The 23,194-nt window shown below is 63.6% G+C and carries 24 protein-coding genes; 13 read left to right on the top strand and 11 right to left on the bottom strand.

All coding sequences use genetic code 11. The features are described 5' to 3' along the window. The coding region (locus VML93_RS00325) for an aldo/keto reductase (protein ID WP_325606462.1) at positions 1-305 on the bottom strand (305 nt) is incomplete at its 3' end. Between the two features lie 203 nt (positions 306-508). Here VML93_RS00325 and VML93_RS00330 point away from each other — a divergent pair. The 8 genes from VML93_RS00330 (at position 509) to VML93_RS00365 (ending at position 8,221) form a co-directional block, all read left to right on the top strand. Further along, on the top strand, positions 509-1,555 hold the full coding sequence (locus VML93_RS00330) for a 4Fe-4S dicluster domain-containing protein (protein ID WP_325606538.1): 1,047 nt from the start codon (positions 509-511) through the stop codon (positions 1,553-1,555). After that, complete coding sequence (locus VML93_RS00335; RefSeq protein ID WP_325606464.1) at positions 1,548-2,405, top strand: FAD/NAD(P)-binding protein; 858 nt, start codon at positions 1,548-1,550, stop codon at positions 2,403-2,405. Before VML93_RS00330 ends, VML93_RS00335 begins: the two co-directional genes overlap by 8 nt. Next, positions 2,406-3,176: an oxidoreductase gene (locus tag VML93_RS00340; RefSeq protein ID WP_325606466.1), complete on the top strand. Its 771-nt coding sequence runs from the start codon at positions 2,406-2,408 to the stop codon at positions 3,174-3,176. Then, positions 3,173-4,465, top strand: coding sequence for a Ni/Fe hydrogenase subunit alpha (locus VML93_RS00345; RefSeq protein WP_325606469.1), 1,293 nt, complete (start codon positions 3,173-3,175; stop codon positions 4,463-4,465). Before VML93_RS00340 ends, VML93_RS00345 begins: the two co-directional genes overlap by 4 nt. Next, a complete protein-coding gene (locus VML93_RS00350; RefSeq protein ID WP_325606471.1) occupies positions 4,462-4,956 on the top strand; it encodes a hydrogenase maturation protease in 495 nt (164 codons plus the stop codon). The genes VML93_RS00345 and VML93_RS00350 overlap by 4 nt, the downstream gene beginning before the upstream one ends. 274 nt (positions 4,957-5,230) lie before the next feature. Continuing rightward, on the top strand, positions 5,231-5,665 hold the full coding sequence (locus tag VML93_RS00355; RefSeq protein WP_325606540.1) for an Hsp20/alpha crystallin family protein: 435 nt from the start codon (positions 5,231-5,233) through the stop codon (positions 5,663-5,665). Positions 5,666-5,753: 88 nt separating this feature from the next. After that, positions 5,754-6,551 carry a universal stress protein gene (locus VML93_RS00360; protein WP_325606474.1) on the top strand — a complete coding sequence of 266 codons (798 nt, stop codon included), beginning with the start codon at positions 5,754-5,756 and terminating at the stop codon, positions 6,549-6,551. An 11-nt stretch (positions 6,552-6,562) separates the two neighbouring features. Further along, positions 6,563-8,221: an HAD hydrolase family protein gene (locus VML93_RS00365; protein ID WP_325606476.1), complete on the top strand. Its 1,659-nt coding sequence runs from the start codon at positions 6,563-6,565 to the stop codon at positions 8,219-8,221. A gap of 94 nt (positions 8,222-8,315) precedes the next feature. Here VML93_RS00365 and VML93_RS00370 read toward each other — a convergent pair whose 3' ends face one another. Together VML93_RS00370 and VML93_RS00375 are read right to left on the bottom strand one after the other, a co-directional pair. Further along, positions 8,316-9,761, bottom strand: coding sequence for a wax ester/triacylglycerol synthase family O-acyltransferase (locus VML93_RS00370; protein ID WP_325606478.1), 1,446 nt, complete (start codon positions 9,759-9,761; stop codon positions 8,316-8,318). Between the two features lie 86 nt (positions 9,762-9,847). After that, positions 9,848-10,111 carry a hypothetical protein gene (locus VML93_RS00375; protein ID WP_325606542.1) on the bottom strand — a complete coding sequence of 88 codons (264 nt, stop codon included), beginning with the start codon at positions 10,109-10,111 and terminating at the stop codon, positions 9,848-9,850. Between the two features lie 269 nt (positions 10,112-10,380). On the opposite strand from VML93_RS00375, the gene VML93_RS00380 reads away from it, so the two are divergent. The 3 genes from VML93_RS00380 (at position 10,381) to VML93_RS00390 (ending at position 13,119) form a co-directional block, all read left to right on the top strand. Next, positions 10,381-11,037: an SRPBCC family protein gene (locus VML93_RS00380; protein ID WP_325606480.1), complete on the top strand. Its 657-nt coding sequence runs from the start codon at positions 10,381-10,383 to the stop codon at positions 11,035-11,037. A 70-nt stretch (positions 11,038-11,107) separates the two neighbouring features. Next, positions 11,108-12,319, top strand: a complete 1,212-nt coding sequence (locus tag VML93_RS00385) for a site-2 protease family protein (RefSeq protein WP_325606482.1) — start codon at positions 11,108-11,110, stop codon at positions 12,317-12,319. Next, entirely contained in the window at positions 12,316-13,119 is an 804-nt protein-coding gene (locus VML93_RS00390; RefSeq protein ID WP_325606545.1) for a universal stress protein, read from the top strand. The genes VML93_RS00385 and VML93_RS00390 overlap by 4 nt, the downstream gene beginning before the upstream one ends. On the opposite strand, the gene VML93_RS00395 is transcribed toward VML93_RS00390, so the two are convergent. Together VML93_RS00395 and VML93_RS00400 are read right to left on the bottom strand one after the other, a co-directional pair. Next, positions 13,116-14,003, bottom strand: coding sequence for a universal stress protein (locus VML93_RS00395; RefSeq protein WP_325606483.1), 888 nt, complete (start codon positions 14,001-14,003; stop codon positions 13,116-13,118). The genes VML93_RS00390 and VML93_RS00395 overlap by 4 nt on opposite strands. A 373-nt stretch (positions 14,004-14,376) precedes the next feature. Continuing rightward, entirely contained in the window at positions 14,377-14,841 is a 465-nt protein-coding gene (locus VML93_RS00400; RefSeq protein ID WP_325606485.1) for a hypothetical protein, read from the bottom strand. A gap of 244 nt (positions 14,842-15,085) precedes the next feature. Here VML93_RS00400 and VML93_RS00405 point away from each other — a divergent pair, with 244 nt between their 5' ends. Continuing rightward, complete coding sequence (locus VML93_RS00405; RefSeq protein WP_325606487.1) at positions 15,086-15,715, top strand: cation-transporting P-type ATPase; 630 nt, start codon at positions 15,086-15,088, stop codon at positions 15,713-15,715. A gap of 71 nt (positions 15,716-15,786) precedes the next feature. Continuing rightward, the gene (locus tag VML93_RS00410) at positions 15,787-17,175 is read left to right on the top strand and encodes a bifunctional lysylphosphatidylglycerol flippase/synthetase MprF (protein ID WP_325606546.1); all 1,389 of its coding nucleotides are present in this window, start codon (positions 15,787-15,789) and stop codon (positions 17,173-17,175) included. Here the strand turns inward: VML93_RS00410 and VML93_RS00415 are convergent. From VML93_RS00415 to acsA, 6 genes are all read right to left on the bottom strand, one after another. Continuing rightward, complete coding sequence (locus tag VML93_RS00415) at positions 17,172-17,606, bottom strand: pyridoxamine 5'-phosphate oxidase family protein (RefSeq protein WP_325606490.1); 435 nt, start codon at positions 17,604-17,606, stop codon at positions 17,172-17,174. The two genes, VML93_RS00410 and VML93_RS00415, sit on opposite strands and share 4 nt — an antisense overlap. A 108-nt stretch (positions 17,607-17,714) precedes the next feature. Beyond that, positions 17,715-17,972, bottom strand: coding sequence for an acyl carrier protein (locus VML93_RS00420; RefSeq protein WP_325606491.1), 258 nt, complete (start codon positions 17,970-17,972; stop codon positions 17,715-17,717). A 6-nt stretch (positions 17,973-17,978) separates the two neighbouring features. Continuing rightward, the gene (locus VML93_RS00425) at positions 17,979-19,184 is read right to left on the bottom strand and encodes a dihydrolipoamide acetyltransferase family protein (RefSeq protein ID WP_325606493.1); all 1,206 of its coding nucleotides are present in this window, start codon (positions 19,182-19,184) and stop codon (positions 17,979-17,981) included. Further along, complete coding sequence (locus VML93_RS00430; RefSeq protein ID WP_325606495.1) at positions 19,181-20,158, bottom strand: alpha-ketoacid dehydrogenase subunit beta; 978 nt, start codon at positions 20,156-20,158, stop codon at positions 19,181-19,183. The genes VML93_RS00425 and VML93_RS00430 overlap by 4 nt, the downstream gene beginning before the upstream one ends. Beyond that, positions 20,155-21,159 carry a pyruvate dehydrogenase (acetyl-transferring) E1 component subunit alpha gene (gene pdhA, locus VML93_RS00435; protein ID WP_325606497.1) on the bottom strand — a complete coding sequence of 335 codons (1,005 nt, stop codon included), beginning with the start codon at positions 21,157-21,159 and terminating at the stop codon, positions 20,155-20,157. Before pdhA ends, VML93_RS00430 begins: the two co-directional genes overlap by 4 nt. Next, positions 21,159-22,958, bottom strand: a complete 1,800-nt coding sequence (gene acsA, locus VML93_RS00440) for an acetate--CoA ligase (protein WP_325606499.1) — start codon at positions 22,956-22,958, stop codon at positions 21,159-21,161. The genes pdhA and acsA overlap by 1 nt, the downstream gene beginning before the upstream one ends. Positions 22,959-23,194: the final 236 nt, after the last annotated feature.

Here is a 23,194-nt window from a genome sequence, read left to right on the forward strand (position 1 = left end):
CTGGCGCGCTCGCGCTGTTTGATGACGGGAGGAAAGGGCGCGACCGGCATGATTTTGCTGGCCACCGCGACCTTGGTTCGCTCGTCGCCCAGCGCTTCGCCGAGGATCCGCTCGCTCTTACCCAGGCCGTATACCTCGGCGGTGTCGAATAGCGTGACCCCGAGATCAAGGGCGCGCCGAACGATGTCGCCCGCCGCCCCGGAGGCGTAGCTGTCCCCGTAGCCCCACTCCCGCGAGCCGAACTGCCAAGTGCCCAGCCCGATCCGGCTCACTTTTCCGACCCCGTCGACATCTAGATATTTCATGCTGCCCACCGTACTGAGCGGACCGAGCAGCTACCACGTCAGAGCCCGATCGAACCGCGTTGTATGGAACTCGGATTCAGGCCTAACGTCCCTATACATCTCTCGCGAAGTAGTTGGATGATGTGGCGGTGAACGCACACGGCGAAGACTCCGATCCCGCGTTGATCGACACGGCCGGACTGCACCGCCTGGTGGACGTACTCATGGAGCGGGGCTATCGCGTGGTCGGTCCAACGTTGCGCGACAACGCGATTGTGCTCGCCGAACTCGAGTCGGCGGACGATCTTCCGCGCGGCTGGGGTGTCGACGTGGGTCCGGGCCACTACCGGGTGCGGCATCGTGATGACGACGCGGTGTTCGGGCATTCGGCCGGGCCGCAGTCGTGGAAACAGTTCCTGCACCCGCCCCGGCAGCGGCTGTGGGCCGGTACTCGCGACGGGGCCGGCGAGTCCGAATCAGACGAGGTTCCGCGGTACGCGTTCCTCGGAGTGCGCGGCTGCGACCTGTCCGCGATCGCGACGCTGGACCGGGTGCTGGGCCGTTCTGAATATCCGGATCAGTCGTTCGTCGGCCGTCGGCGGCGGCTGTTCGTGGTCGCGGTGAACTGCACCGAACCCGGCGGGCTGTGCTTCTGCGCGTCGATGGGCACCGGGCCCGCGGTCGGGCCCAACTACGACCTGGCGCTCACGGAACGCCCTGGCGCAGAAGGCGTGAGCTACCTGGTGGACATCGGCAGCCCTGATGGAGCCGACGTGCTCGCCGCGGTGCCGCACCGGTCGGCCGGCACGGCGGATGTCAGTGCTGCGCGCGCCGACGTCGAGGCCGCGGCGGATCGGATGGGCCGCCGGATGCCCGACGTCGACCTGCGGGACCTGCTGGCGAATTCGCGCGAGTCGCCGCAGTGGGACGAGGTGGCCGGTCGCTGCCTGACGTGCGGCAATTGCACGATGGTGTGCCCCACCTGCTTTTGCACCAGCACCGAAGACGTCAGCGACCTCACCGGCGAGCACGCCGAACGGTGGCGGCATTGGGCGTCGTGTTTCGAGTTCGATTTCACCTACGTCCACGGTGGTGGCAGCGTCCGCCAGTCCGGTGCCTCGCGGTACCGGCATTGGCTGACCCACAAATTGGGTACCTGGCACGACCAGTTCGGTATGTCGGGCTGCGTCGGTTGCGGGCGATGCATCGCCTGGTGCCCCACCGGGATCGACATCACCGCGGAAATGAACAAAATGGCCGGCAATGACTGAACGGGCGACCGGGTCCGCGCCGACGGCTTCGGCTATGGCCCCGGTTCCGTATCGCGTGCGCACCCGCGTCGTGGAGAGCCCGGATTCGGCAACGCTGTGCCTGACGCCGGTCGGTACGGTGTTGCGGCCGCCGGAGCCGGGCGAGTTCATGATGCTCTACGCGTTCGGCGTGGGTGAGGCCGCGATCTCGATCAGCGGTGATCCGACAGTTACGGACGGCTCGATCACCCACACCGTCCGCGCGGTCGGAGCGGTCAGCCGCGCCCTGCACGACGCCCAGCCGGGTACGGTCATCGGTGTCCGGGGACCGTTCGGCACCACCTGGGGACTGGAACAGGCCGTCGGCCGGGATCTGGTCATGGTCGCCGGTGGCGTGGGCCTGTGCCCCTTGCGGCCGGCGATCCTCGGCGCGTTGGCTCAGCGGTCGCGCTACGACAGGATGATGCTCGTCGTCGGGGCCCGCTCGCGGTCGGACTTCCTATTCGCCGCCCAACTCGAGAAGTGGAACGCGGACCCGCGGATAGAGGTGCAGCAGATCGTCGACGCCCCGACCGAAGGCTGGACCGGAGAGGTCGGCCTGGTCACCGAGCCGCTGCGGCGGCTGTCGCTGCAGCCCGAGCGCACCACGGCATTTCTGTGCGGGCCGGAGCCGATGCTGCGGTTGGGCGCGGAGGTGCTGATGGACAAAGGTGTAGCCGCGCAAGATATTCGGGTCTCGCTGGAACGCAACATGCAATGCGGTGTCGGCTGGTGCGGTCATTGCCAGTTGGGTCCGTTGCTGCTGTGCCGTGACGGGCCCGTCGTCGGTTACGACGTCGCGGGTCCGCTGATGCGGGTAAAGGAGCTGTAGATGAGCCCAACCACGTTGGCCGTGTGGAAGTTCGCCTCCTGCGACGGCTGTCAGCTCACCCTGCTCGACTGCGAGGACGAGCTGCTCACGCTTGCCGACCAAGTTGAGATCGCCAACTTCGCCGAGGCCTCCAGCGCGATGGTCGGTGGTCCTTACGATGTGTCGCTGGTCGAGGGTTCGATCACCACCCGCCACGACGAGCGGCGCATCCGCGAGATCCGTGACCAGTCAAAACTGTTGGTCACCATCGGCGCATGCGCGACGGCCGGGGGAGTGCAGGCGCTGCGCAACTTCGCCGACGTCGCCGAGTTCGTCTCGGTGGTCTATGCCAAACCGGAGTACATCGACACGCTCGCCACTTCCACACCGGCGTCGGCGCATGTGAAGGTCGACTACCAGCTGCCGGGCTGCCCGATCGACCGCGGACAGCTGCTCGATACCCTCGCCGCGTTGCTGATCGGACGCAAACCCCGGCTGCCGGCCAAGACGGTATGCACCGAGTGCAAACAACGCGGCGTGACATGCGTCATCGTCGCCGACGGCACGCCGTGTCTCGGCCCCGTCACCCACGCCGGGTGTGGAGCGTTGTGCCCCGCGCATCATCGAGGCTGCTACGGCTGCTTCGGCCCGTCCGCGGCGCCCAGAACCGCAACGCTGATCCCGTTGCTGCGCCGCGACGGCATGTCCGACGGCGACGTCGATCGGGTGTTCTCGACGTTCAACGTGGCCAGTTTCAGGGCCAGTTTCGCCGCCGAGCGGAGCAAACAGTGACCGAGTCTGATCGCACGCTCAGCGTCGGGACGCTGACGCGGGTGGAAGGCGAAGGGGCGCTGCATGTCACGCTGAAAGACGGGGCGCTCGAGCGCGTCGAACTCAACATCTATGAGCCGCCCAGGTTTTTCGAAGCGTTCCTGCGGGGGCGCGCCTACACCGAGCCACCGGACCTGACGGCGCGGGTCTGCGGAATCTGCCCGGTCGCCTATCAGGTCAGTGCCTGCAACGCGATCGAAGACGCGTGTGGCGTCGAAGTGGACGCGGACCTTGTCGCGCTGCGGCGGTTGCTGTACTGCGGCGAATGGATTCACAGCCATGTGCTGCACATCTACCTGTTGCACGCACCGGACTTCCTCGGCTATACCGACGCGATCGCCCTGGCTCGCGACGAGCGCGAGATCGTCGAGCGCGGACTGGCGCTGAAGAAGGCCGGCAACCGGTTGATGGAGTTCGTCGGAGGGCGGGCCATCCATCCCGTCAATGTGCGGCTCGGCGGATTCTACTCTGTGCCAAAACGATTAGAGTTCAGGCCGATCGCCGAACAATTGCGCAGAGCGCTGGACGACGCGCTGGCCACCGTCGAGTGGGCCGCCGAATTCGAGTTCCCCGACCTCGAACTCGACCACGAGTTCCTTGCGCTTACCGCGTCCGGCCAGTATCCGATCGAGAACGGCACGATCGCGCGCAGTGGCGGCCCGTCGTTTCCAGTCGCCGACTTCAGCGACCACGTCCGCGAATCGCAGGTGCCGCACTCGACGGCCCTGCACGCGACACTCGACGGCGGCTGTCATCTGACCGGACCGTTGGCCCGGTTTTCGCTGAACTCCTCGGCGCTGTCGCCGATAGCGGCGCAGGCCGCCGCGCGGGCCGGGCTGTCGGCGGAATGCCGAAACCCGTTCCGCAGCATCGTTGTCCGTGCCGTCGAGGTGGTCTATGCGATAGAAGAGGCGTTGCGGATCATCGATGACTATCAGCGTCCCTCGCGGCCATTCGTCGACGTCCCGGCGCGGGCCGGCGTGGGGCATGGTGTCAGCGAGGCGCCTCGCGGCTTGCTGTATCACCGGTACCGGATCGACGACGACGGGCTTGTTGCCGCGGCGACGATCATCCCACCCACCTCCCAGAACCAGGCGGCCATCGAAGCCGACCTGGCACGCTTGGTGTCCGACCATCTTGCTCTGGACAATGCCGCGTTGACGACTCTGTGCGAGAGGCTGATTCGCAGCTACGACCCGTGCATCTCATGTTCCGCGCACTTCCTGACGCTGACTGTCGGGCGGACATGACCGGGGGAATCGTCGTCATAGGGCTGGGCAACCGCTACCGGCGCGACGACGGCGTCGGCGTTGCCGTCGCCGACGCGCTGAACGAGCTGGCATTGCCCGATATTCGGGTGGTGACCGGCATCGCTGACCCCATGAGCCTGCTCGAGGCGTGGAGGGGGGCCGGCCTCGCCGTGGTGATCGATGCCGCGGTCGCGGTGCCCTCAACACCGGGCCGAATCTGTCGTTGCACATCAGATGACTTGGCCAACGCAACCGACGGATTGAGTTCTCACGACGTCGATCTCGCCCCGACATACGCGTTGGGCCAGGCGCTGGGCCGACTACCCGACGAGCTTGCGGTGTTCGCCGTCGAAGTAGCTGACACCACCCACGGTGTCGGCTTGACGCCGCAGGTTGCCGCTGCCGTCCCGGAAGTGTTCAGCATGATAGTGGCCGAACTAGGCCCCACCCGACGGGCGGCGGGACGATCGTCACGCGCAGCTTCCCAATGACCGCGACGACGGTCGGGCACCACTGAGTGGGCAAGGCGATCGCCGAACGCCAAAATGCGCTGATTTCCTTGGTTGTCGGCCTCAGGCGGTGATGTTTTCGGCGAAAAGCTCATGGCTGCCGCGACGGTGCATCGAACGGTAGCCGTGCCCGTGAACCCTTCTCGACTACATGCGAACGAATTGCCTCAGCGGGGACTTTTGACCCTAACCATAACCAGTCGTGAAGTGCTGAGATCAGTCGTATATCTGAACCAAGACTCTTCTAGCGAGGAACATCATGAGCAAACTTCCAGTGAAGCGTCATCGGCGCTCGGCGCTTCCCGGCATCTCGGAGCTCTTCACCGGTTTCCCGGGCTGGGCGAATCTTGGGCCGTTGCTGGACGGTCACCTGATCCGCCTCGAGGACGAAGTCAAGGACGGCCAATACGTGGTTCGTGCCGAGCTGCCCGGAATCGACCCAGCCAACGACATCGACGTCACGGTGAATGACGGCCGGCTGACTATCAAGGCCGAGCGCACCGAAGAAAAAGAATCCAAAGGCCGCTCGGAGTTCGCCTACGGTTCCTTCATGCGGTCCGTGGCTCTACCCGCCGGAGCCGATGAGGACGACATCACGGCCAGCTATGACAAGGGAATCCTGACAGTTTCGGTGGCGCTGCCAGAGTCGGTGCAATCCGAGAAACACATTGCGGTACAGGCCGGAAGTTAACTGGCGGGGCGGCCCCGCAGGGACGATTGTTCCTGCGGGGTCACCAACTCCCGTACGATTCGTTCATTGACAGCCACGGGAGAAAGACATGACCCAACCAGACGGGCTGTCACCGATCGTTGTCGGTATCGATGGCTCAAACGCGGCTGTCGCCGCAGCTCTGTGGGCCGCTGACGAAGCGGTCGCCCGGGAAGTGCCGCTCCGACTGGTCCACGCTGCCGACGTTGCAGATATTCACCCGAACATTGACTTCAGGGTGCAAATCACTGAGGCTGAGCGACTGTTTCGCACCGTCGAGGCGGCCGTGGCCGCGACCGGCAAGGCGGTTAAGGTCGAAACAGCTGTCGTTGGGGCGGGACCGCGGCAGGGCCTGCTGATCGAATCACGCAACGCAGAAATGATGTGCGTGGGGTCGATCGGAGTAGGGCGCAGTGGCGACACGCTGGGATCGACAGCCGCTGCCGTGGCCAACGCGGCGTTTTGTCCGGTGGCCATCATCCGTTCCGATGTGGCAAGGCTGGCCACCACCGGAGGGTGGATCGCTGTCAGCGTCGATAATTCGCCCGAAAGCGATCACATCATCGGCAACGGCTTCGCCGAGGCCAGGCTGCGTGATGCCCCGCTGTTGGCGCTCTGGACGGGGGTTGCCGGCAGTGGTGACTGTCCCCTCGACCACCGCCTCGCGGCTTGGCGCGAAGGCTATCCCGAGGTGCAGGTACGCACGCGGCCAGCGCCCAATGGTGTCGCCGAATACTTCTCGCGCAGTACAGTTCCCGTCCAATTGGCGGTAATTGGCTGCGGGCAGGTCGCGCCGCTGATGCGGTTCTTGCCGACTGCCGCGATATCGATCGTCGAATTGTGCTCGCTACTGGTAGTGCGTCACTGAACCGAGCTGTGATGTTTTTCAAGGTGGTCGCGGTCGATTTCGACGGCACCCTCACCTCGGGTGCCGGCATTGCGCCGCATACCGTGGAGGCGATCGAACAGGCTCGGCGTAATGGTTTGGCGATCGTTCTGGTCACCGGCCGTATCGGAGCCGAATTGAATGCCGAGTTCCCAAACGTAGCCGAGTGCATGGACGCGATGGTGCTTGAAAACGGCGCGGTAATCGTGGTCGATGGACACGTCCACGCGTTGTCATCTCCGGTCGATGGCAGTCTTACTCGAGCCCTCGACGATCACGGAGTTCCGTACCGACGCGGTGAGGTCTTGATCGCCGTTGATGGCGAGCACGTGGCGACAGTCGTCGAACTGATCGGTGAGCTCGGGCTCGACTGTCAGATCACGCGAAACCGGGCTTCCCTCATGGTTCTGCCGGCCGGCATCACTAAGGGCACGGGACTGTTGAGACTGCTGGCCCAGATGAGCTTTTCCCCGCATAACGCAGTGGCGGTGGGCGACGCCGAAAACGATTTGTCGATGTTCTCTATCGCCGAAATCGGCGCAGCTGTGGCCAATGCCGTTCCGTCGGCCCGTCGAAACGCCGATGTCGTGCTTGACGAGCCAAACGGGGCCGGCGTCGCCGGCCTGTTGGCCGGCCCGTATCTCACTGGGGCACAACGCTGGTGTCCGTTACGCAGGTGGGTCGACATCGGTGTCTTCGATGACGCCACCCCGGCCCGGATACCCGGAAGTCAAGGGCGGATCGCGGTTACCGGACCCGCGGCCTCGGGCAAAAGCTACCTCGTCGGGTTGCTGGCAGAGCGGTGGATCCAGGCGAACTACAGCGTCCTTGTCCTCGACCCCGAAGGCGACCACTTGCAGTTGCGTCAGCTCAGCGAGGTGCAGGTCGTCGACGGCGACCACCATCTTCCCGAGCCGGCCGAACTGGTCAACGCGTTGCGTCCGTATTCGAGCATGGTGGTAGATCTTTCGGAATTGGCCGAGCCGGACAAGATCGATTACATGCATCGCCTGCGGTCGACCGCTGAGGCGCATCGGGAGCAGCACGGATTTCCGCACTGGGTGATCTACGACGAGGCCCATCTTCTCGGCGCCGAAAAACAAGCCCACTGGGCACGCCGAGGCGGCTATGTGTTGTCCTCATTCGCACCGGCATTACTGCCCGCCCATGAGGTCGACGAAAGCGATGTCGTGATAACGCTTATCAATGGCGACAGCCGGGCGGACGCCGTTTCTCGACGGCGGGCGACCATCCGTTACGGGTCGGGGCCGGTCCGTGGGTTCACGATCGCAGACCGTGAGACGACCCACGTACGCCACTCCCACAAATATGCCGACGTTGACCTGCCCAACGAGCGGCGGTTCTACTTTCACAGCACCGACGGTCACCCCGTCGCTCCGGCCGCGACGATGCGCGACTTCACCACTGCGGTAATGCATCTTGATCAAAAGTCACTCGAATATCATCTTGAACGCGGCGACTTTTCGCGCTGGCTTGATGGCACCATTGCCGACAAGGACCTGGCGATACAGGTAGCAGCTTGGGAGGACGAGCTGCAGGCGCATCGCGCATCCGAACTAGAACAGATACGCCTCCAACTTGCCCGCGCGGTAGAGCAACGGTATCTGCCCCGAGACCAGGAAAGCCAATGAGTTCGGAGTGTTCTACCAGCTTCTGACCGCTGCCGTGAGCAGCGGATACTGTTTGCCGGAATGGTGAAACCCGCAATCTGACGAGTTCTGCAAATCAGTTGGCCGACGCGGAATCTGGACCGGATTGTTTCCCGCGCGTCTGCTTCCGTGCCAGGGCGCGGGCGAGCAGGCGTGCAATCCCGAGCTCGATACCGGTGGCGAGTTCGCCGACGTCGATTGCCGCGTTGCAATCCCCGGTGATGCCGAACACCAACGTGTCGACGTAGCTGAGCATGGTGATCACCGTGGGTAGTTGTGGGGCGATCGGTGGTATCGGCAGCAGCTCTTCCACTGGACGACCCAGCATCTGCAGCCGCTGACGAGTACCTGGCACACCGGTCGCCAGCGCGACAACACTGCGCTGCGGCAACCGCGTCAGCAGCCGAACCGTCCATGCGCTCACGATGAACGGGACGTAACTGCTCAGCGTCACAAATGAACTCGCAGCTTGCCGATGGCTGTTCTTCTTGGCTTTGTCCAGCCTTGTGTGAACCAGCCGTAACCGCTGCACTGGGTCATCCTCTTCGACCGGCAAGCACGGAAGTATGGCTGCCGGACCACGAATATCGCTGCGGTTCAAAGCATCCGACGTCTGGGCCGATATTGGTACCAGCGCACGCACCGAGGTGCGTCGGGGCTTCTCACCGCGACGCAGCAGGTCGCCACGAAAACTGTCGGTGATTGCCGCAAGTGCCACGTCTTCTGGCGTCACATCGAAGATTTCACACACTTCGTCGATGCCCCTCCGGGCCACCCGTACCGCGCTGTAGCGACGCGTGTCGGTGACCACGCCATTTGGTCGGGAGTCTGCGGCCCCCGCAACCAGCCCGGTGGCCAACTCGGCTGCACCAAGGGCGGAGTGCGCAGCCGCGTTGGCGGTGGCTACCGATGTGCGCCACACTTCGCCGACCCAGGTCAGTGGGTTAAGTCCGAGTCCGGCCTGGCGACTGATCGCCGAACGCTGCTCCTCGGCGGCGTGGATCTCGTCGATGACCGCGCGATATGTCCTCGGATCCGAGATCGAAGCCAGTATCTGCAGAGTTGCGGTTGCGTCGGCGATGCATTGATGGATTTTTATCAGAGCGGCCCACCGCCCGTCCGGAAGCCCGTCGATCACCCAGCACTCCCACAACGGATGATTACGGGCCAGCCTCGGCTCCATTAGCTCAGCGATTGTTTGGAACAGGGCCGCGTCATCCCCTGGACGCGGCAAGGCTGCACTACGCACATGGCGGGTGATGTCGAAGTCGTTGTCGCCAACCCACTCCGGCGGCGTCAGTTCGAAAGGATGCTTGCGCACCAGCTGCGCCAACCGAGGAACAGCGTGCAAACCTTTCGACAGCGCCGCGGTCAGCTTTGCTCGCGCGGGGATAGGCCCGTCGATGATGGCTAGTGTGCCGATCGCCAGACTCAAGTCCGGGTCGGCATCTTCTGCCTCCAGAAAACTGGCCTCGGTGGCCGTCAGACGGTCCACCGTCGTCGACTCCGATCCGCGCGCCATAGGCTTGACTATTCGCATCCGGCGCTTCGGCCGATAGTGCCGTTAGTCCCGAAGGCGTCGTGCCAGTCTGCCCAGTTCTTGGGCGGCTAGCGGGCTGATGTGAACTGCGCGAAGCGGGCCGGCGATCTATTCGCCTTCTGCTGCACGTCGCGCGCCACCCGGCCGACGTACGCCATGATGCGATCCAGCACCGCGTCGGACAGGTCGCCGTCGTCGGCCACACGTGGCAGGTTACAGCGCCGCAAGAAAGTATCGACACGTCGATCAGGCGGCCAATCGATGTAGATTGTGCTGGCGTATGGTGACCGCAAGAAATCCCTTGCAAGGCTGTCGATGTCAGAATCGGTCAACAGCGGTGGGGTTCCGTCCATAACCTTCGTACTCCCTCGCTCAGTCACCACCCCGCAACGCTGGACGAAGTCAGTGTTTCGTCGTGGTTCCTTTGCGGATAGGGTACAAAGTCATCGATAGTGCCGGCGCCCGAGTGCGGGGGGCGTGCGCCAATAGCCGGCGCGTTGCGTGGTCTTAAGGTGGGACCTCGAACCGCAGGGCATATCGGCGTCGTCATGAGGACTATTGACCCTGATGGCGCAGCGTGCCATAGACGCATACTGGCGCCATGGTCAAGGTGGCTAAGCGGATCATTGAGACCGCGACACTGTTATCGGTGCTGTACGCGGCGCGCCGATACTACCGCAATTGGGGTGCGACAAAGGCCGAGTGTCAGATGCGCCTGCCGGGCGATGCGTTGGTGGGCGATCCGGTCGTCCAGACAACCGAGGCGGTGTACATCGACGCGCCGCCGGCTGCGGTCTGGTCCTGGCTGTTGCGGAAGGGTCACGAACGGTCTGGGGGAGTGCAGGATGCTGCTGGCGCCGGGTATCAGGGCACCGATCGAGTTCACCCAGAACGACAACTGGCCGTGGGGGATCAGGTGCGACTGGCGCCTCCCGGCTGGATGGGCCTCGCGGGCGGGGTGACGCTGCGCGTCGTGGAGATCGCGCCCGAAAAGCACGTCCTGCTCGCTAGCACGCATCCCGACCTGCGCCGGAATGCGGTGTGGTCATTTCATCTTCAGCCACACTGGGAGAATCGTGTCCGGCTCCTCACCCGCGCCAGAATAGGCTTGCGTTACCCTGGCGAATTCCTTGCATTGGAGTTGGCGCGACCGGTTATCGCCTTAGGCGCCCGGGGGTTGCTGCTCGGAATCAAGCGCGGAGTCGAGCGGCTGCCAATGACCGAGCCGGAACAACCGCACCCAGCCGAAACTGCCTGAAGTTCTTCGCTTTTGAAATCGCAGAGGACATCGAAGGCCGTGGCCGGCATCTAGTTTGAGAGGTTTCGAGATGGATGAGGCGATTCCGCTGGGGCGGATTGCGGGGTTCCCGGTGAAGATCCATTGGAGCGTGGTGGTGATCCTTTGGCTGTTTACCTGGAGCTTGGCAACGTCGTTGCCCCACAATGTCAAAGGGCATTCACACCTGGTCTATTGGCTGGCCGGAGCTTGTGGCGCAGTCGTGTTGCTGATGTCGTTGGTGGCCCACGAGCTGGCGCACGCCGTCGTCGCCCGTCGCTCGGGGTTGACCGTAGACGGCGTGACGCTGTGGCTGTTCGGCGGCGTCACCCGGATCGGTGGTGACGCGAAGACACCTAAGGCGGCCTTCCGGATCGCAATCGCCGGACCGGCCACCAGTCTTGTTCTGGCTGCGGGATTCGCCACACTCGCCGTCATGCTCGCTGCCGTGAAGGCCGCTGACGTCGTGGTCAGCGTTGCCTGGTGGCTGGCAACCATCAACCTGCTGCTGGGACTGTTCAATCTGTTGCCGGGTGCTCCGTTGGACGGCGGGCGGGTGCTGCGGGCCTACCTGTGGCGCCGTCACGGCGACAGCGTGCGCGCGGCCGTCGGCGCGGCGCATGCCGGACGAGTGGTCGCCTACATCTTGATCGGGTTGGGATTGCTCGAATTCGTAGGTGGCGGCCTGATCGGCGGAGTCTGGTTGGCGTTCATCGGCTGGTTTATCTTCGCAGCCAGTCGCGAAGAGGAAGCACAGGTGACCACCCGGCAGGCCCTTTCCGGGCTACGGGTCGCCGACGCAATGACCCCTCAACCGCACACTGCTCCCGGCTGGCTCAGCGTGGAAGAGTTCATCGAGCGCTACCTGCTCGGCGATCGGCACTCGGCATTCCCGGTTGCCGAGCGCGATGGATCGATCGTCGGCTTGGTCACGCTCACCCAGCTGCGCAATGTCGTGCCCGACCAACGCGCTACCACCAGCGTGCGCGACATTTCGCTGCCGATGAGCAGTGTGCCGACGGCGGCACCACACGAGCCGCTCAGCGCCCTGATCGACCGGCTGGCGGCGTCGCGTCACTGCAGCCGTGCACTCGTCATCGACGAGAGCAGTGTGGTTGGCATCGTCACGCCGAGCGATCTCGCGCGGCTGATCGACGTTTACCGCCTAGCCCACCCGGCAACCGCGACGATTGCCCACCGCCCAGATGCGGACCGCGTTGCCAACGCCGGCCGATCGGGCATCCGAGAGGAGTACGGACACTGAAATCGATCATCGTGGGCATCGATGGTTCTCAGGCGGCGATCGCTGCCGCACCATGGGCTGTTGATGAGGCGATCGGCCGCGGCAAGCCACTGCGCCTCATCTCGGTCATCAAACAGACGCATCCATCGTCGGACGACTACGCTCGCTACCTCGGGCACGCCGAGATATCGCTTGAGGAAGCGCAACTGGCGGTTAAGGCCAGCGGAAAGCCGGTCAATGTCGAAACTGACATTGCACGTGGTCCGGCCGGGCCGGTGCTGGTCGAGTTATCGCGCGACGCCGAGCTGGTTTGCCTTGGCTCGGTCGGGATCGGGCGCTACGCCCGCTCGCTGCTGGGTTCGACGGCAACAGAGCTCGCCGAAAAGTCGCGCTGTCCGGTCGCGGTAATACGTACGGCCTCCGACCAGCCCCCGCCTGAGATCAATTGGATCGTAGTCCGGATGACGGACGCGCCCGAGAACGACGCCGTAGTCAAGGCAGCTGCCTGGGAGGCGAAGTTGCGCAGGGCACCGATGCTTGTCCTCGGCGGGCGACCAGAAGACCTCACTGAACACGCGGACGGCGATTTCGAACGGCGAGTACAGGATTGGCGGCAACGTCATCCCGAAGTGCGGGTCTACCCGATCACCACCAAGTACGGGATCGCGAGCTTCCTGAAGTCCACCGACGAGCGAGTTCAGCTTGCTGTCATAAGTGGCGCCGAGGCCGATCAGCTGGCCCGGCTCATCGGGCCTCATGGACATCCGCTATTCCGCCATCCCGAATGCTCAGTGCTCGTCGTCCGCGGGGCAAGCGCTTAGGCCGACTCGCGTGCCACGATTACCGGAACATGCGCCATCTGGGCAACGGTTTCACCCACTGATCCCACCAGCATTCCGGCGAATCCGCCGCGTCCGCGGCTGCCCACCACGATCAGCTGGGCGGCTTCGGATTTTCCGACGAGCTGTCGCGCCGGCTTATCGCACACCACCACACGGGTCACGTTCACATCGGGATACCGTTCCTGCCATCCCGCCAACCGCTCGGCCAATACCTCTTCTGTCATTGGTTCGGTTGCCGGCCAATCGATTCCGGGGCATTCTGACACATCCGTGTCGCTCCATGCATGCACCGCGATCAAGTCCACGCTTCGGCGCGACGCCTCGTCGAACGCGATCGCGGTCGCCAACTCAGATGCCGACGAACCGTCAATTCCGACCACAACGGGCGCCTGACTGGCGCGCGACGGCGCCGGGTCGTCGTCGTGGACGATGGCGACCGGACAGTGGGCGTACCGCAGCAGTCCAGAACTTACCGAGCCCAGGTTCCGGCCCGGCCAGTGCCCGCTTCCGTGACATCCGGTGACCACCATCTCCGCATCCTTGGAGAGGTCGACCAACGCGGGAACGGCTGCTGACGGCAGGATTTGGCTGTGGACTTCGGCCGGACCGCCGCGCTGCGAAGCCTGGGCGATGACCTTGCGGGCGTCGTTGACCAATCGGAGGCCGTGGTCTTCCTGCCAGCGCTTCAGGCCTGGCGACAACCGCTTCGACCACCCTGCGACCTCAGGTGAGATCGCGTGGACAAGCGTCAGCGGGATGTTTCGCAATTCAGCCTCGCGTGTCGCCCACTGTACCGCCAGCCTGGCGGATGCCGAGTCGTCGATGCCGACGACGATTCCTAACGGTGACTGGTGCGATGACATGGCTTGTCCCCTTTTCGTTGGCGGATTACGGGCTCCGCCGAAATAGCGGCTCGCTAATGTCTGACCGTAGCTTCGTTGGGTGTGTTGGGACAGAGGCGTTGGTCACCTGCCGGGTGAGCATAAGTCCTGTGGGGTACACGCGAGAGGTATGGCTCTGCTGAGCCGCTCGATCTCACCGGCCGCGTCGATAAGCACTGCTGGTTGCCGCCAAGCTGCCAGGCGAACGTACGCACCGCGCCGGCAGGTGGTGGGGCAAAGAAAAGGCAGCTTCGACGTTGCGGTCGAAGCTATTTCGGCGATTGACGTCCTTCCCCCAGGATTCTCCGTGGGAAAGAACGTCAATCGCGTTGGTTTCGAGGTTATTTTGCGTGTTTCACGCGACCCGCGGAAGTTCCGAAGAGGATGGTTTCGCCTGTGCCACTGGTTGAGATGGTCCGGGACCCCAGCCGACGTAGGTCAGGTACAGCCCGGCCACCGCGATCAGAGCGCTGACGGCTATCCACAAGGGACCCATGCCAATCGTGGCGTTGGCGGCTGACATGAAGGCCCTGGGAAATGCCAGCAGAAACAGTCCGCGTAGCGTGATCATCCAGCCCACCACAGACACGACAATCGCCGCTGCGCCTCGCCAGTATTGGTGTAGCGCGACGACGACAAGGCCGATCAACAGTACGAAGGCGCCCGTCACCCAGGCCCACACGACGTTCGACTCGAATTCCGAAAGCAGTGCTCGCATTTCTGATGCACGGGCTACCACCGTGATGCCGAGGATGGCCAAAAACGGGCCGAGAACTCGTGCGAAAACTCGCGTCCTCGGCTGCAGTTGAGTTGAGCTCATTTGTCGCACCTCCAATGGAGTCTTGCCATCTGCCGATGACAGGGAAACTCTATCCCGGAAAGACATCTCAGCATGCGCCGATGTGAGGCGGGAGGGACGATAGTCCCATATCGAAGGGACATTTGTCGTGAAAATGCCGCTTTACCAGTTCGTCAAATCAGTAGGTGCTTTAGGACTATGACAAGGGGACAAACGGCCCTCGCCAAGTCGCGACAGCGCTCGTTACCGTCAGGACGATCGATTTGTGATCGTCCCGCAGCGCCATCCTGAAATGGGTTCACCCGTGCCTGACCAGATATCAATGGCCCCCGGGCAACCCGCGGTGGCGCCGAAGGGTCAGATCACGATCCGCCTAAGCCACTCGAGCATCGTTGACATCACTGGTGATTCGCCCGCCGCACTCGACCCGGAGCAGGCATCCAAGCGGGTGCTGAGGGATCTGCGCAGCTCCGCTCAAGGTCTATCGACACGCGAGGCTGAGCGGCGCTTGCTCCAGTACGGGCCCAATACCCTGCAAAGCCGGCATGGGCGGCAGTGGCCCGCGGAGTTGGCGCGTCAGTTCACCCACCCGCTCGCGCTGCTCTTATGGCTCGCGGCTGGGTTGCTGCTGATCGTCGGCTCGCACGTTGTTGCCGCCGCGGTTGTCTCGATAATCGGGCTCAACGCAGCATTCTCGTTCGTGCAAGAGCTGCAGGCGGAGCGGGCGGTGGAAGAACTAGCCAAGTATCTGCCGCAGCGTGCGCGGGTCGAACGAGACGGCGCGATGACCGAAGTCGAGGCGACGCGGTTGGTGCCCGGCGATATCGTGAAGATCCAAGACCTCGGCTCTACTTCTACTGCTGGCATATCCCGTGATCGTCTGGGGCGCAGATGAATTCATGCGGTAAATAGTCAGGAAGCGAGCACACCGTGAAGACTAGTCATAGCCGTGTTTCGGCGAACTCGATGCGCAGCGGCGAGCGGGTGTTGATCAGCGTGGATACCCCGGCAGTCCGGTTCGCCGCCGTGCTGATTCTGATATGCATAGGCGGAATCGTCATGCTGCTGATCCGCGAACGGCCTGGTGAGGATTGGTATGCCACAGGCCGTTTCGGATGCTCGGCGGCGGTGCTTGCGGCGCTCGCGTTGATCTCCCGCGGGGTTCTGATGGGGCGCCCGGTGGCCGCACGACACGCGCTGGCAGCAGGCGCCGCGGTGTGCGCAGGTGTGTGTGCGTACTTTCTGTCGCTTGGCTTGCTCGGCAACATGCTGATCGCGATCAGCGGCTTCGTGCTGATGTGGCCCACCACGGCTAGACCACAGCCAGAGTTGTTGGCGCAGGTGTGGACGCTGGTCAACGCCACGCGCGGTGATCCGCTGGCACCCTTCGCCATGCATTCGGGCAAGAGCTATCACTTCAACACCGAAATGACGGCTGCGATCGCGTACCGCACTCGGTTGGGGTTCGCGGTCGTCAGCGGCGACCCGATCGGCGATCCCGCCGAATTTGGTTCTTTGGCAGCGGATTTCGCCCGCATGTGCCGCAGCCACGGCTGGCGGATCATTGTCCTTGCCGGCGCCGAGCGGTACCTCGCGCTGTGGGGCAAGGAGGAGGTCGGGCAGGCGATGCTAGCAGTGCCCATCGGCCGCGACGTCGTGGTGGACGTAGGCACGTTCACGCTAGTGGGGCGCCGCTACCGTAACCTGCGCCAAGCCGTACAACGGACCCGCAACTGCGGAGTCACCACCGAGATCATTGACGAACAGGACCTTGACCGGACAGTGGCCGCCGAACTCACCGAGGTCTTGTTCGCCGCGCACCGCACCGCACGCACCGAACGCGGATTCTGCATGAATCTCGACGGGGCATTGGAAGGCCGCTTCCCAGGTGTCAAGTTGGCTATAGCGCGCGACCGATGTGGACGGGTGGCGGCCTTTCACCGATATGCAACCGCTGGGGAAGGATCAGAGGTCACCCTCGATGCGCCATACCGTCATCCGGGCGCTCCCAACGGCGTTGACGAGCGGCTTTGTGTTGACATGATCGCTGAAGCGAAAAGCCATCATGCAGAGCGCCTTTCGCTCGCATTTGCGGCGTTCCCCGAGATTTTTGCGGCTGCCCGCCGGAATCCATTACAGCGCATAGCTTATCGGTTGATCCATCTGCTGGACCCGCTGATCCGGCTTGAGTCGCTCTATCGTTACCTGCGCAAATTCCACTCGCTGGCCGAGCGCCGCTATGTGGTGCTGTGCACGCACCACATCCCGGCCGCGCTACTGGTACTGCTGTCTTTGGAGTTCATGCCCCGCCGGCGGCACCTGAGCTCTCCGCAGCACCAGGCGCGGATTGGCTAAGTGCGAGCCGACTCGTCCTGGCGGGGCACGTCGAACCGGAATCGCCGGCCGGTGACCCGTTCCGGAAGGATCCGTATGTAATGCGTTTTCGCCGACGCCGTCCACGGGAGCAACTGGGCATGTTCGGCCTCTTTGAGTTCTTCATCGGTTCGCAGCGAACGCGTTCTGCCTTCGATGATCACGCTCCAGCCCTCGGCGACGTCGTGATCATCGACCTCGAACACCACGTGGTTGTTTATCGCCACGCTGATCAGCTTGGTGCCCTCGGCGGTACGAAACAGCACCGTGCGGTTCTGCACAACGAAGTTGACTGGAAAGATCTGGGGCCGGCCGTCAGCGGCGGTGACCAGGCGTCCCAGCGCCATGCTTTTCAGAAGATCCCAGCATTCGTGCTCAGGCAGGATGGTGACCCCATCGCCGGTTGTTGACATCAGCCAACCCCTCTCAAACGTCTTCTGATACGTCCCAACGATGAGACTATTGATGCCGGCCGCGCAAGGCGTTGGCCCAAAGTCCCCCCTGGCAAGGACCAAGGTCGCTTAGTCACGGCTATCGGCATGCGTTTCGACGTAACCGACCACGTCGGCCAGAGTGCGAAGAGACGCGTAGTCGGATTCCGGGATGTCGACATTCAGCCGCCTGTGGATACCACGTAGAAAATTCAGCCAGTCCATCGAGTCAAGATCGACCTGGTCTCGGAGCAAGACCTCGTCGCGAATGTCATCGGCCTCGATTTCGGGTGCGATCGTCGTCAGGACGGACAGGACCACACCGCGAACGTCTTCTTGTGTCGTCATCGTGCATCACTTCTCTAGGAGATCGGGCTGTTGGAGCAGTTCATTGATCGCGCTGAGGAATAGGGCGCCCCGGTGACCGTCGCTTGCCCTGTGATCGGCGGCCAGCGTGCCTTGAACCGTGGTTACGACCCGGATTCCGCCGTCGATGACGCACACCCGCTGCGTCGGCTTTCCGAAGCCGACCAGCGCCACCTGCGGTGGGTAGATCACGCCGAAGACCGTGTCGACTCCCTGGTCGCCCAGGTTGGTCACCGTGATGGTCGGGTCTGCCATCTCCGAGCTCCGCAGCGAGCCGGCGCGTGCCCGTGCCACCAGATCGGTGAGGTTTTCCATCAGTTCGTCGAGCTTCTTTTCGGCGACGTCATGAATGGCCGGTGCGACCAGGCCACCTGCGCGCAGCGAGATGGCGACACCGACATGTACCCCGGTCGCGGGTTGGAGGGCATCGTCTCGCCAAAACCCGTTGAATTCGCCGAACCGTTGCGCGGCAAGCGCGACGGCCTTCAGCTGCAGGACGGCCGGCAGTACGCGTTCGGTGATGGATCGCTCCGCATTTCGCGCGGTCAGCCAGTTCAACGAGCTTTCCATCATGATCTCGTCGGCAAGGTAGTAATGCGGAATCTCCCGCTTGGACCGGCTCATCGCAGCCGCGATCGACTTCCGCATCTGGGCACCGCGGTCCGCCGCTGTTGTCTTGGCCGCCGGCTTCTTGGCCGGTTCCTTGACCGCTAGTTCCGAGGCGGCGCGCTCGACATCGGTGATGGTGACCGCCCCCTGCGGACCGGTACCGGTCACAGTGTCGACGTCGACGTTCAGCGATTGAGCAACACGGCGCGCGGCCGGTGAAACCCAGGTGCGTCGGTGCGGTGTCGTCGGTGACATCGGGGTCGCGCCTCGCGTCCTCGACGGTGCGGGTGCGGGAGTTGCGGCCTTCGCCGTCGCGCGCCGCTTGCGCGGCTGCTTCTGGGCGCGCTCACCTGCCGCCCGCAGTGTGGCCAAAACCGTTCCCACCTCGACGGTTTCGCCGACCGGCACGACAAGCTCGTTGATCGTGCCCTCCTGCCAGCACTCGATCTCCACTGCGGCCTTGGTGGTCTCGATGATCGCCACGACCTGTCCGCGGCTCACCTTGTCTCCCGGCTTGACCAGCCATTCGTTCAGGGTGCCTTCGTCCATGTCAGAACCCAAAGCGGGCATCTTGAACTCGATCATGATTGATCACCGAAGAGACTTTGGACGGCGGCGACGATCTTGGCGGGTTGCGGCAGCGCCGCCTGCTCCAGGTGCTTCGCGTAGGGCATGGGCACTTCCGCGCTGCACACCCGGGCAACCGCTGCGTCCAGGTCGTAGAACGCGCCCTCCATGATCTGTGCCGAGATTTCGGCGGCCAAACTGCCGGTGCGCCAAGCCTCGTCGACCACAACGGCGCGATGTGTTTTGCGGACCGACGCCAGGATGGTGTCGGTGTCGAGCGGACGCAGAATCCGCAGATCGATTACTTCACAGTCGATTCCGGTCAGTGATAGCTGGTCGGCAGCGTCCAGCGCCTTGGGCACGCAACCGCCGTAGGCGATCAATGTGACGTCAGTGCCGCTGCGGCGCGCCGCCGCCCGGCAGATATCGGTCGGCTTCAGCTCGTCGATATCGGTCGAGGTGTTGTAGAGCTGAACATGCTCGAAGATGATCACCGGATCCGGGTCGGCCAGGGCCGGAGCGAGCATTCCGTACGCATCCTCGACCGTAGCGGGAGCAACCACCTTGATCCCCGGGATATGGGCATACCACGGCTCGAGGCTGTGGGAGTGCTGAGCGGCCAACTGACGTCCGGCGCCGGTGGCCATCCGGATGACCAACGGTACCGAGAACTGTCCTCCCGACATATGCCGCAGCGCTGCAGCGGTATTGACGATCTGATCGAGTGCCAACAGGCTGAAGTTCACCGTCATAACCTCGACGATGGGTCGCAATCCGTTGAGGGCTGAGCCGATCCCGACACCGACGAAGCCCAACTCGGATATCGGAGTGTCGCGTACCCGGTCCGGGCCGAATTCGCCCAGCAGGCCCTTGGATGCGGCGTAAGTACCGCCATAACGGCCGACATCCTCGCCCATCAGCACGACGCGGCGGTCACCGCGCAAGGCGTCGCGAATCCCGTCATGCACAGCGGTTCGATAGGTTGTCTTCATCGTGCCTTCTCCCGGCTGGGCTCTTCGAGACCATCGCATCTGCCGGCCGGCGTAAGCACGTCACGCTCGAGATCTTCTGCGTCCTCCCATGTTCCGGCTTCAGCGAATGCCACAGCGGCCTCGATCTCGGCGACGGTCGAATTGTCGATATCGTGCACGTCATCTTCGGTCAGTGTGCCGTCGCGCAGACACCGCTGGGTGAACAGCCGGATCGGGTCGCGCTCACGCCACCGCTCGACTTCCGTCTTTTCCCGGTACAGTTCGGGATCGAACATCGAGTGCGCCCGGAACCGGTAGGTTCGGAACTCGATGAAGTACGGGCCGCCGGTGCTGCGGACATGCTCGACACCCAGTTGGGCGGCGCTGTAACACGCCTCGACGTCCATTCCGTCGACGGCCGCCGTCGGAACACGGTATGACGCCGCTTTAACGGTGAGATCCGTCTGCGACTGTGCACGTTGCAATGCCGTGCCCATCGCGTAAAGGTTGTTCTCGCATAGGAACAACACCGGCAGGTTCCACAGCACGGCCAAGTTCATCGACTCGTGAAATGCGCCCTCGGCAACCGCACCATCGCCGAAATAGCAGGCAGTCAACCGCTTTTGCTGCAGCATCGCGTCAGCCAGCGCGATGCCCACCGCCAACGGCAGGCCGCCGGCGACGATTGCATTGCCGCCGTAGAAGCGTCTGGACGCGTCGAACAGGTGCATCGATCCGCCGCGACCGCGGGAGCAGCCCTCCTGCTTGCCGAACATCTCGGCCATGATCGAGGTCATCGGGATGCCGCGTAATAGGGCGTGGGCATGCTCGCGATAGGTCGCCACAACCGCGTCATCATCGCTCAGGGCGCGCAATGATCCCGCGGCGACCGCCTCCTCCCCGACATAGAGATGCAGGAAGCCGCGAATCTTGGCCGCGCTGTAGAGTTCCGCGCACTTCTCCTCCATGCGCCGCACGCGGACCATATCCGATAAGAATTCACGCGCCGGCTTGGTTTCCATCACGGCGACACTCCCTCAGTTTCGGGCTCGGGCGATCCCTCGACAGTGGAGGTATCGCCCTCAGGCAGGCCGAGTTCGCGAGCCTTCAGCAGTCGCCGCATGATCTTGCCGCTGCTGGTATGCGGCAACGACTCGACAAATTGGATCTCCTTGGGCGCCACGGCGGCTCCGAGCCGCTTGCGGGCGTGGCCCAGCAATTCCAGCCGCAGATCGTCGTCGGCGACAAACCCGTCTTTGACGACAACGAAGGCCTTGATGATCGCGCCGACTGTCGGATCAGGCTTGCCGATGACGGCCGCCTCGGCCACCGCCGGATGATCTGTCAGCGCGCTCTCCACTTCGAACGGGCCGATCAGGTGGCCGGCTGATTTGATCACGTCGTCTTTGCGCCCGACGAACCAAAAATAGCCGTCGGCATCCTTTTTGGCCAGATCTCCGGTCAGGTAGAGCCCGTCGCTGAAGCATGCCCGATATCGGTCGTCGGCGTGTAGATAACCGCGGAACATCGATGGCCAGCCTGGCTTGAGGGCGAGCTCGCCCTCGACATCGTTCTCCTCGATGACCGAGGTTGTGCCGTCGTCGTTGTGGCGCACGATGCATGCGTCCACGCCGGGCAGTGGCCGGCCCATCGATCCAGGCTTGATGTCGAAGGCCGGGGTGTTGGCGATCATGATGCCGCCCGTTTCGGTCTGCCACCAATTGTCATGAATCGGTAAGCCCAGCACTCGCTTTCCCCACCAGACCGCTTCGGGATTGAGCGGCTCGCCGACACTTGCGACCAACCGCAGGTGGGGAAAGAGATATCGCTCACACAGCTCTGGGCCCGCCTTGATCAACATCCTTATTCCGGTCGGCGCCGTATACCAAACCGAAACCTCTTGCGTTTGCAGAATCCGGTACCATCGCTCGGCGTCGAACTCGGCTTGGTCGACGATCGAAGTGACTCCGTGCAGCAACGGGCTGATGATTCCGTAGGAGGTCCCGGTGACCCAGCCGGGATCTGCTGTGCACCAATAGATGTCGTCAGGGTGAAGATCAAGCGCATACAGGCCGGTGACATAGTGCATCGCGACGGCGCCGTGTACGTGGATGGCGCCCTTCGGTGTACCGGTGGTGCCGCTGGTGAAGTGCAAAAGTGCCGGGTCGTCTGCAGTGGTGGGTTCGACCGGTACGCTCTCGTCGGCAGCGGCCATCCAATGCCAGAAATTCAGCGTCCCAGGCACTTGGTTGCCGGCGTCGTCGTTGTCGACGATGAAAATGTGCCGCACTGAGGTTAATCGGTTGCGGATCTTGGCGATCTTGCGTTCGTAGATCGCCCTGGTGGTCACCAGCACATCCGCTTGCCCGATGGCGACTCGGGTGGCGATCGGTTCCGGCCCGAATGCCGAAAACAACGGTGATACGATGCTGCCGTTGCGAAGCGCGCCCAGGATGGTGATGTACAGCTCGGGCGTGCGACCCATGATCGTGAACACGCGGTCGCCTTTGTTATAGCCAAGCGAGCGCAGCACTCCGGTGAATCGTTTGGCAAGGCGGCCCAGCTCGGCGTAGCTGAGATCGCGGGTGGAAATCGCGCCGTCCCAGCCCTTGTCGGTGATGAACCGTAATGCGGTGCGTGTCGCGGCTGGGCCGGCGGCGTGCCGGTCGACGGCGGCGTAACCGATGTTGCACCCGCCGTCTGCCATGCCTTCGCACAACGCCGGCACATCGGACCAGCGGAACCGGGCTCGCGTTTTCTCGTAGTCCGTGAAATTGGGCGGGACGCGATAGTCGTCGGGTGTCTTGCGAATGATGTCCATCAGTAGGCCTAGCGCTATCGCGTCCGCAACGTCGCGCGGAGCTTTCCCGCGGGGTGCTTGAGGCGGCTGTTTGCTGGCATGACCACGACCCTTTTTCGGTTGCTCGGGCTCTTCATCTTTTGCCGAACACGCCCGGTGCAATAGAGACAAAAGTCATCAATCGACCGGTCGGTGGTCCCTCGGTCGGGCGTCAGACGCCGCAGCAGAGCGGTTTCGCCGCCAGGGACCAATGCCAC

Source organism: Mycobacterium sp. (assembly GCF_035499775.1).
GTDB lineage: Bacteria > Actinomycetota > Actinomycetes > Mycobacteriales > Mycobacteriaceae > Mycobacterium.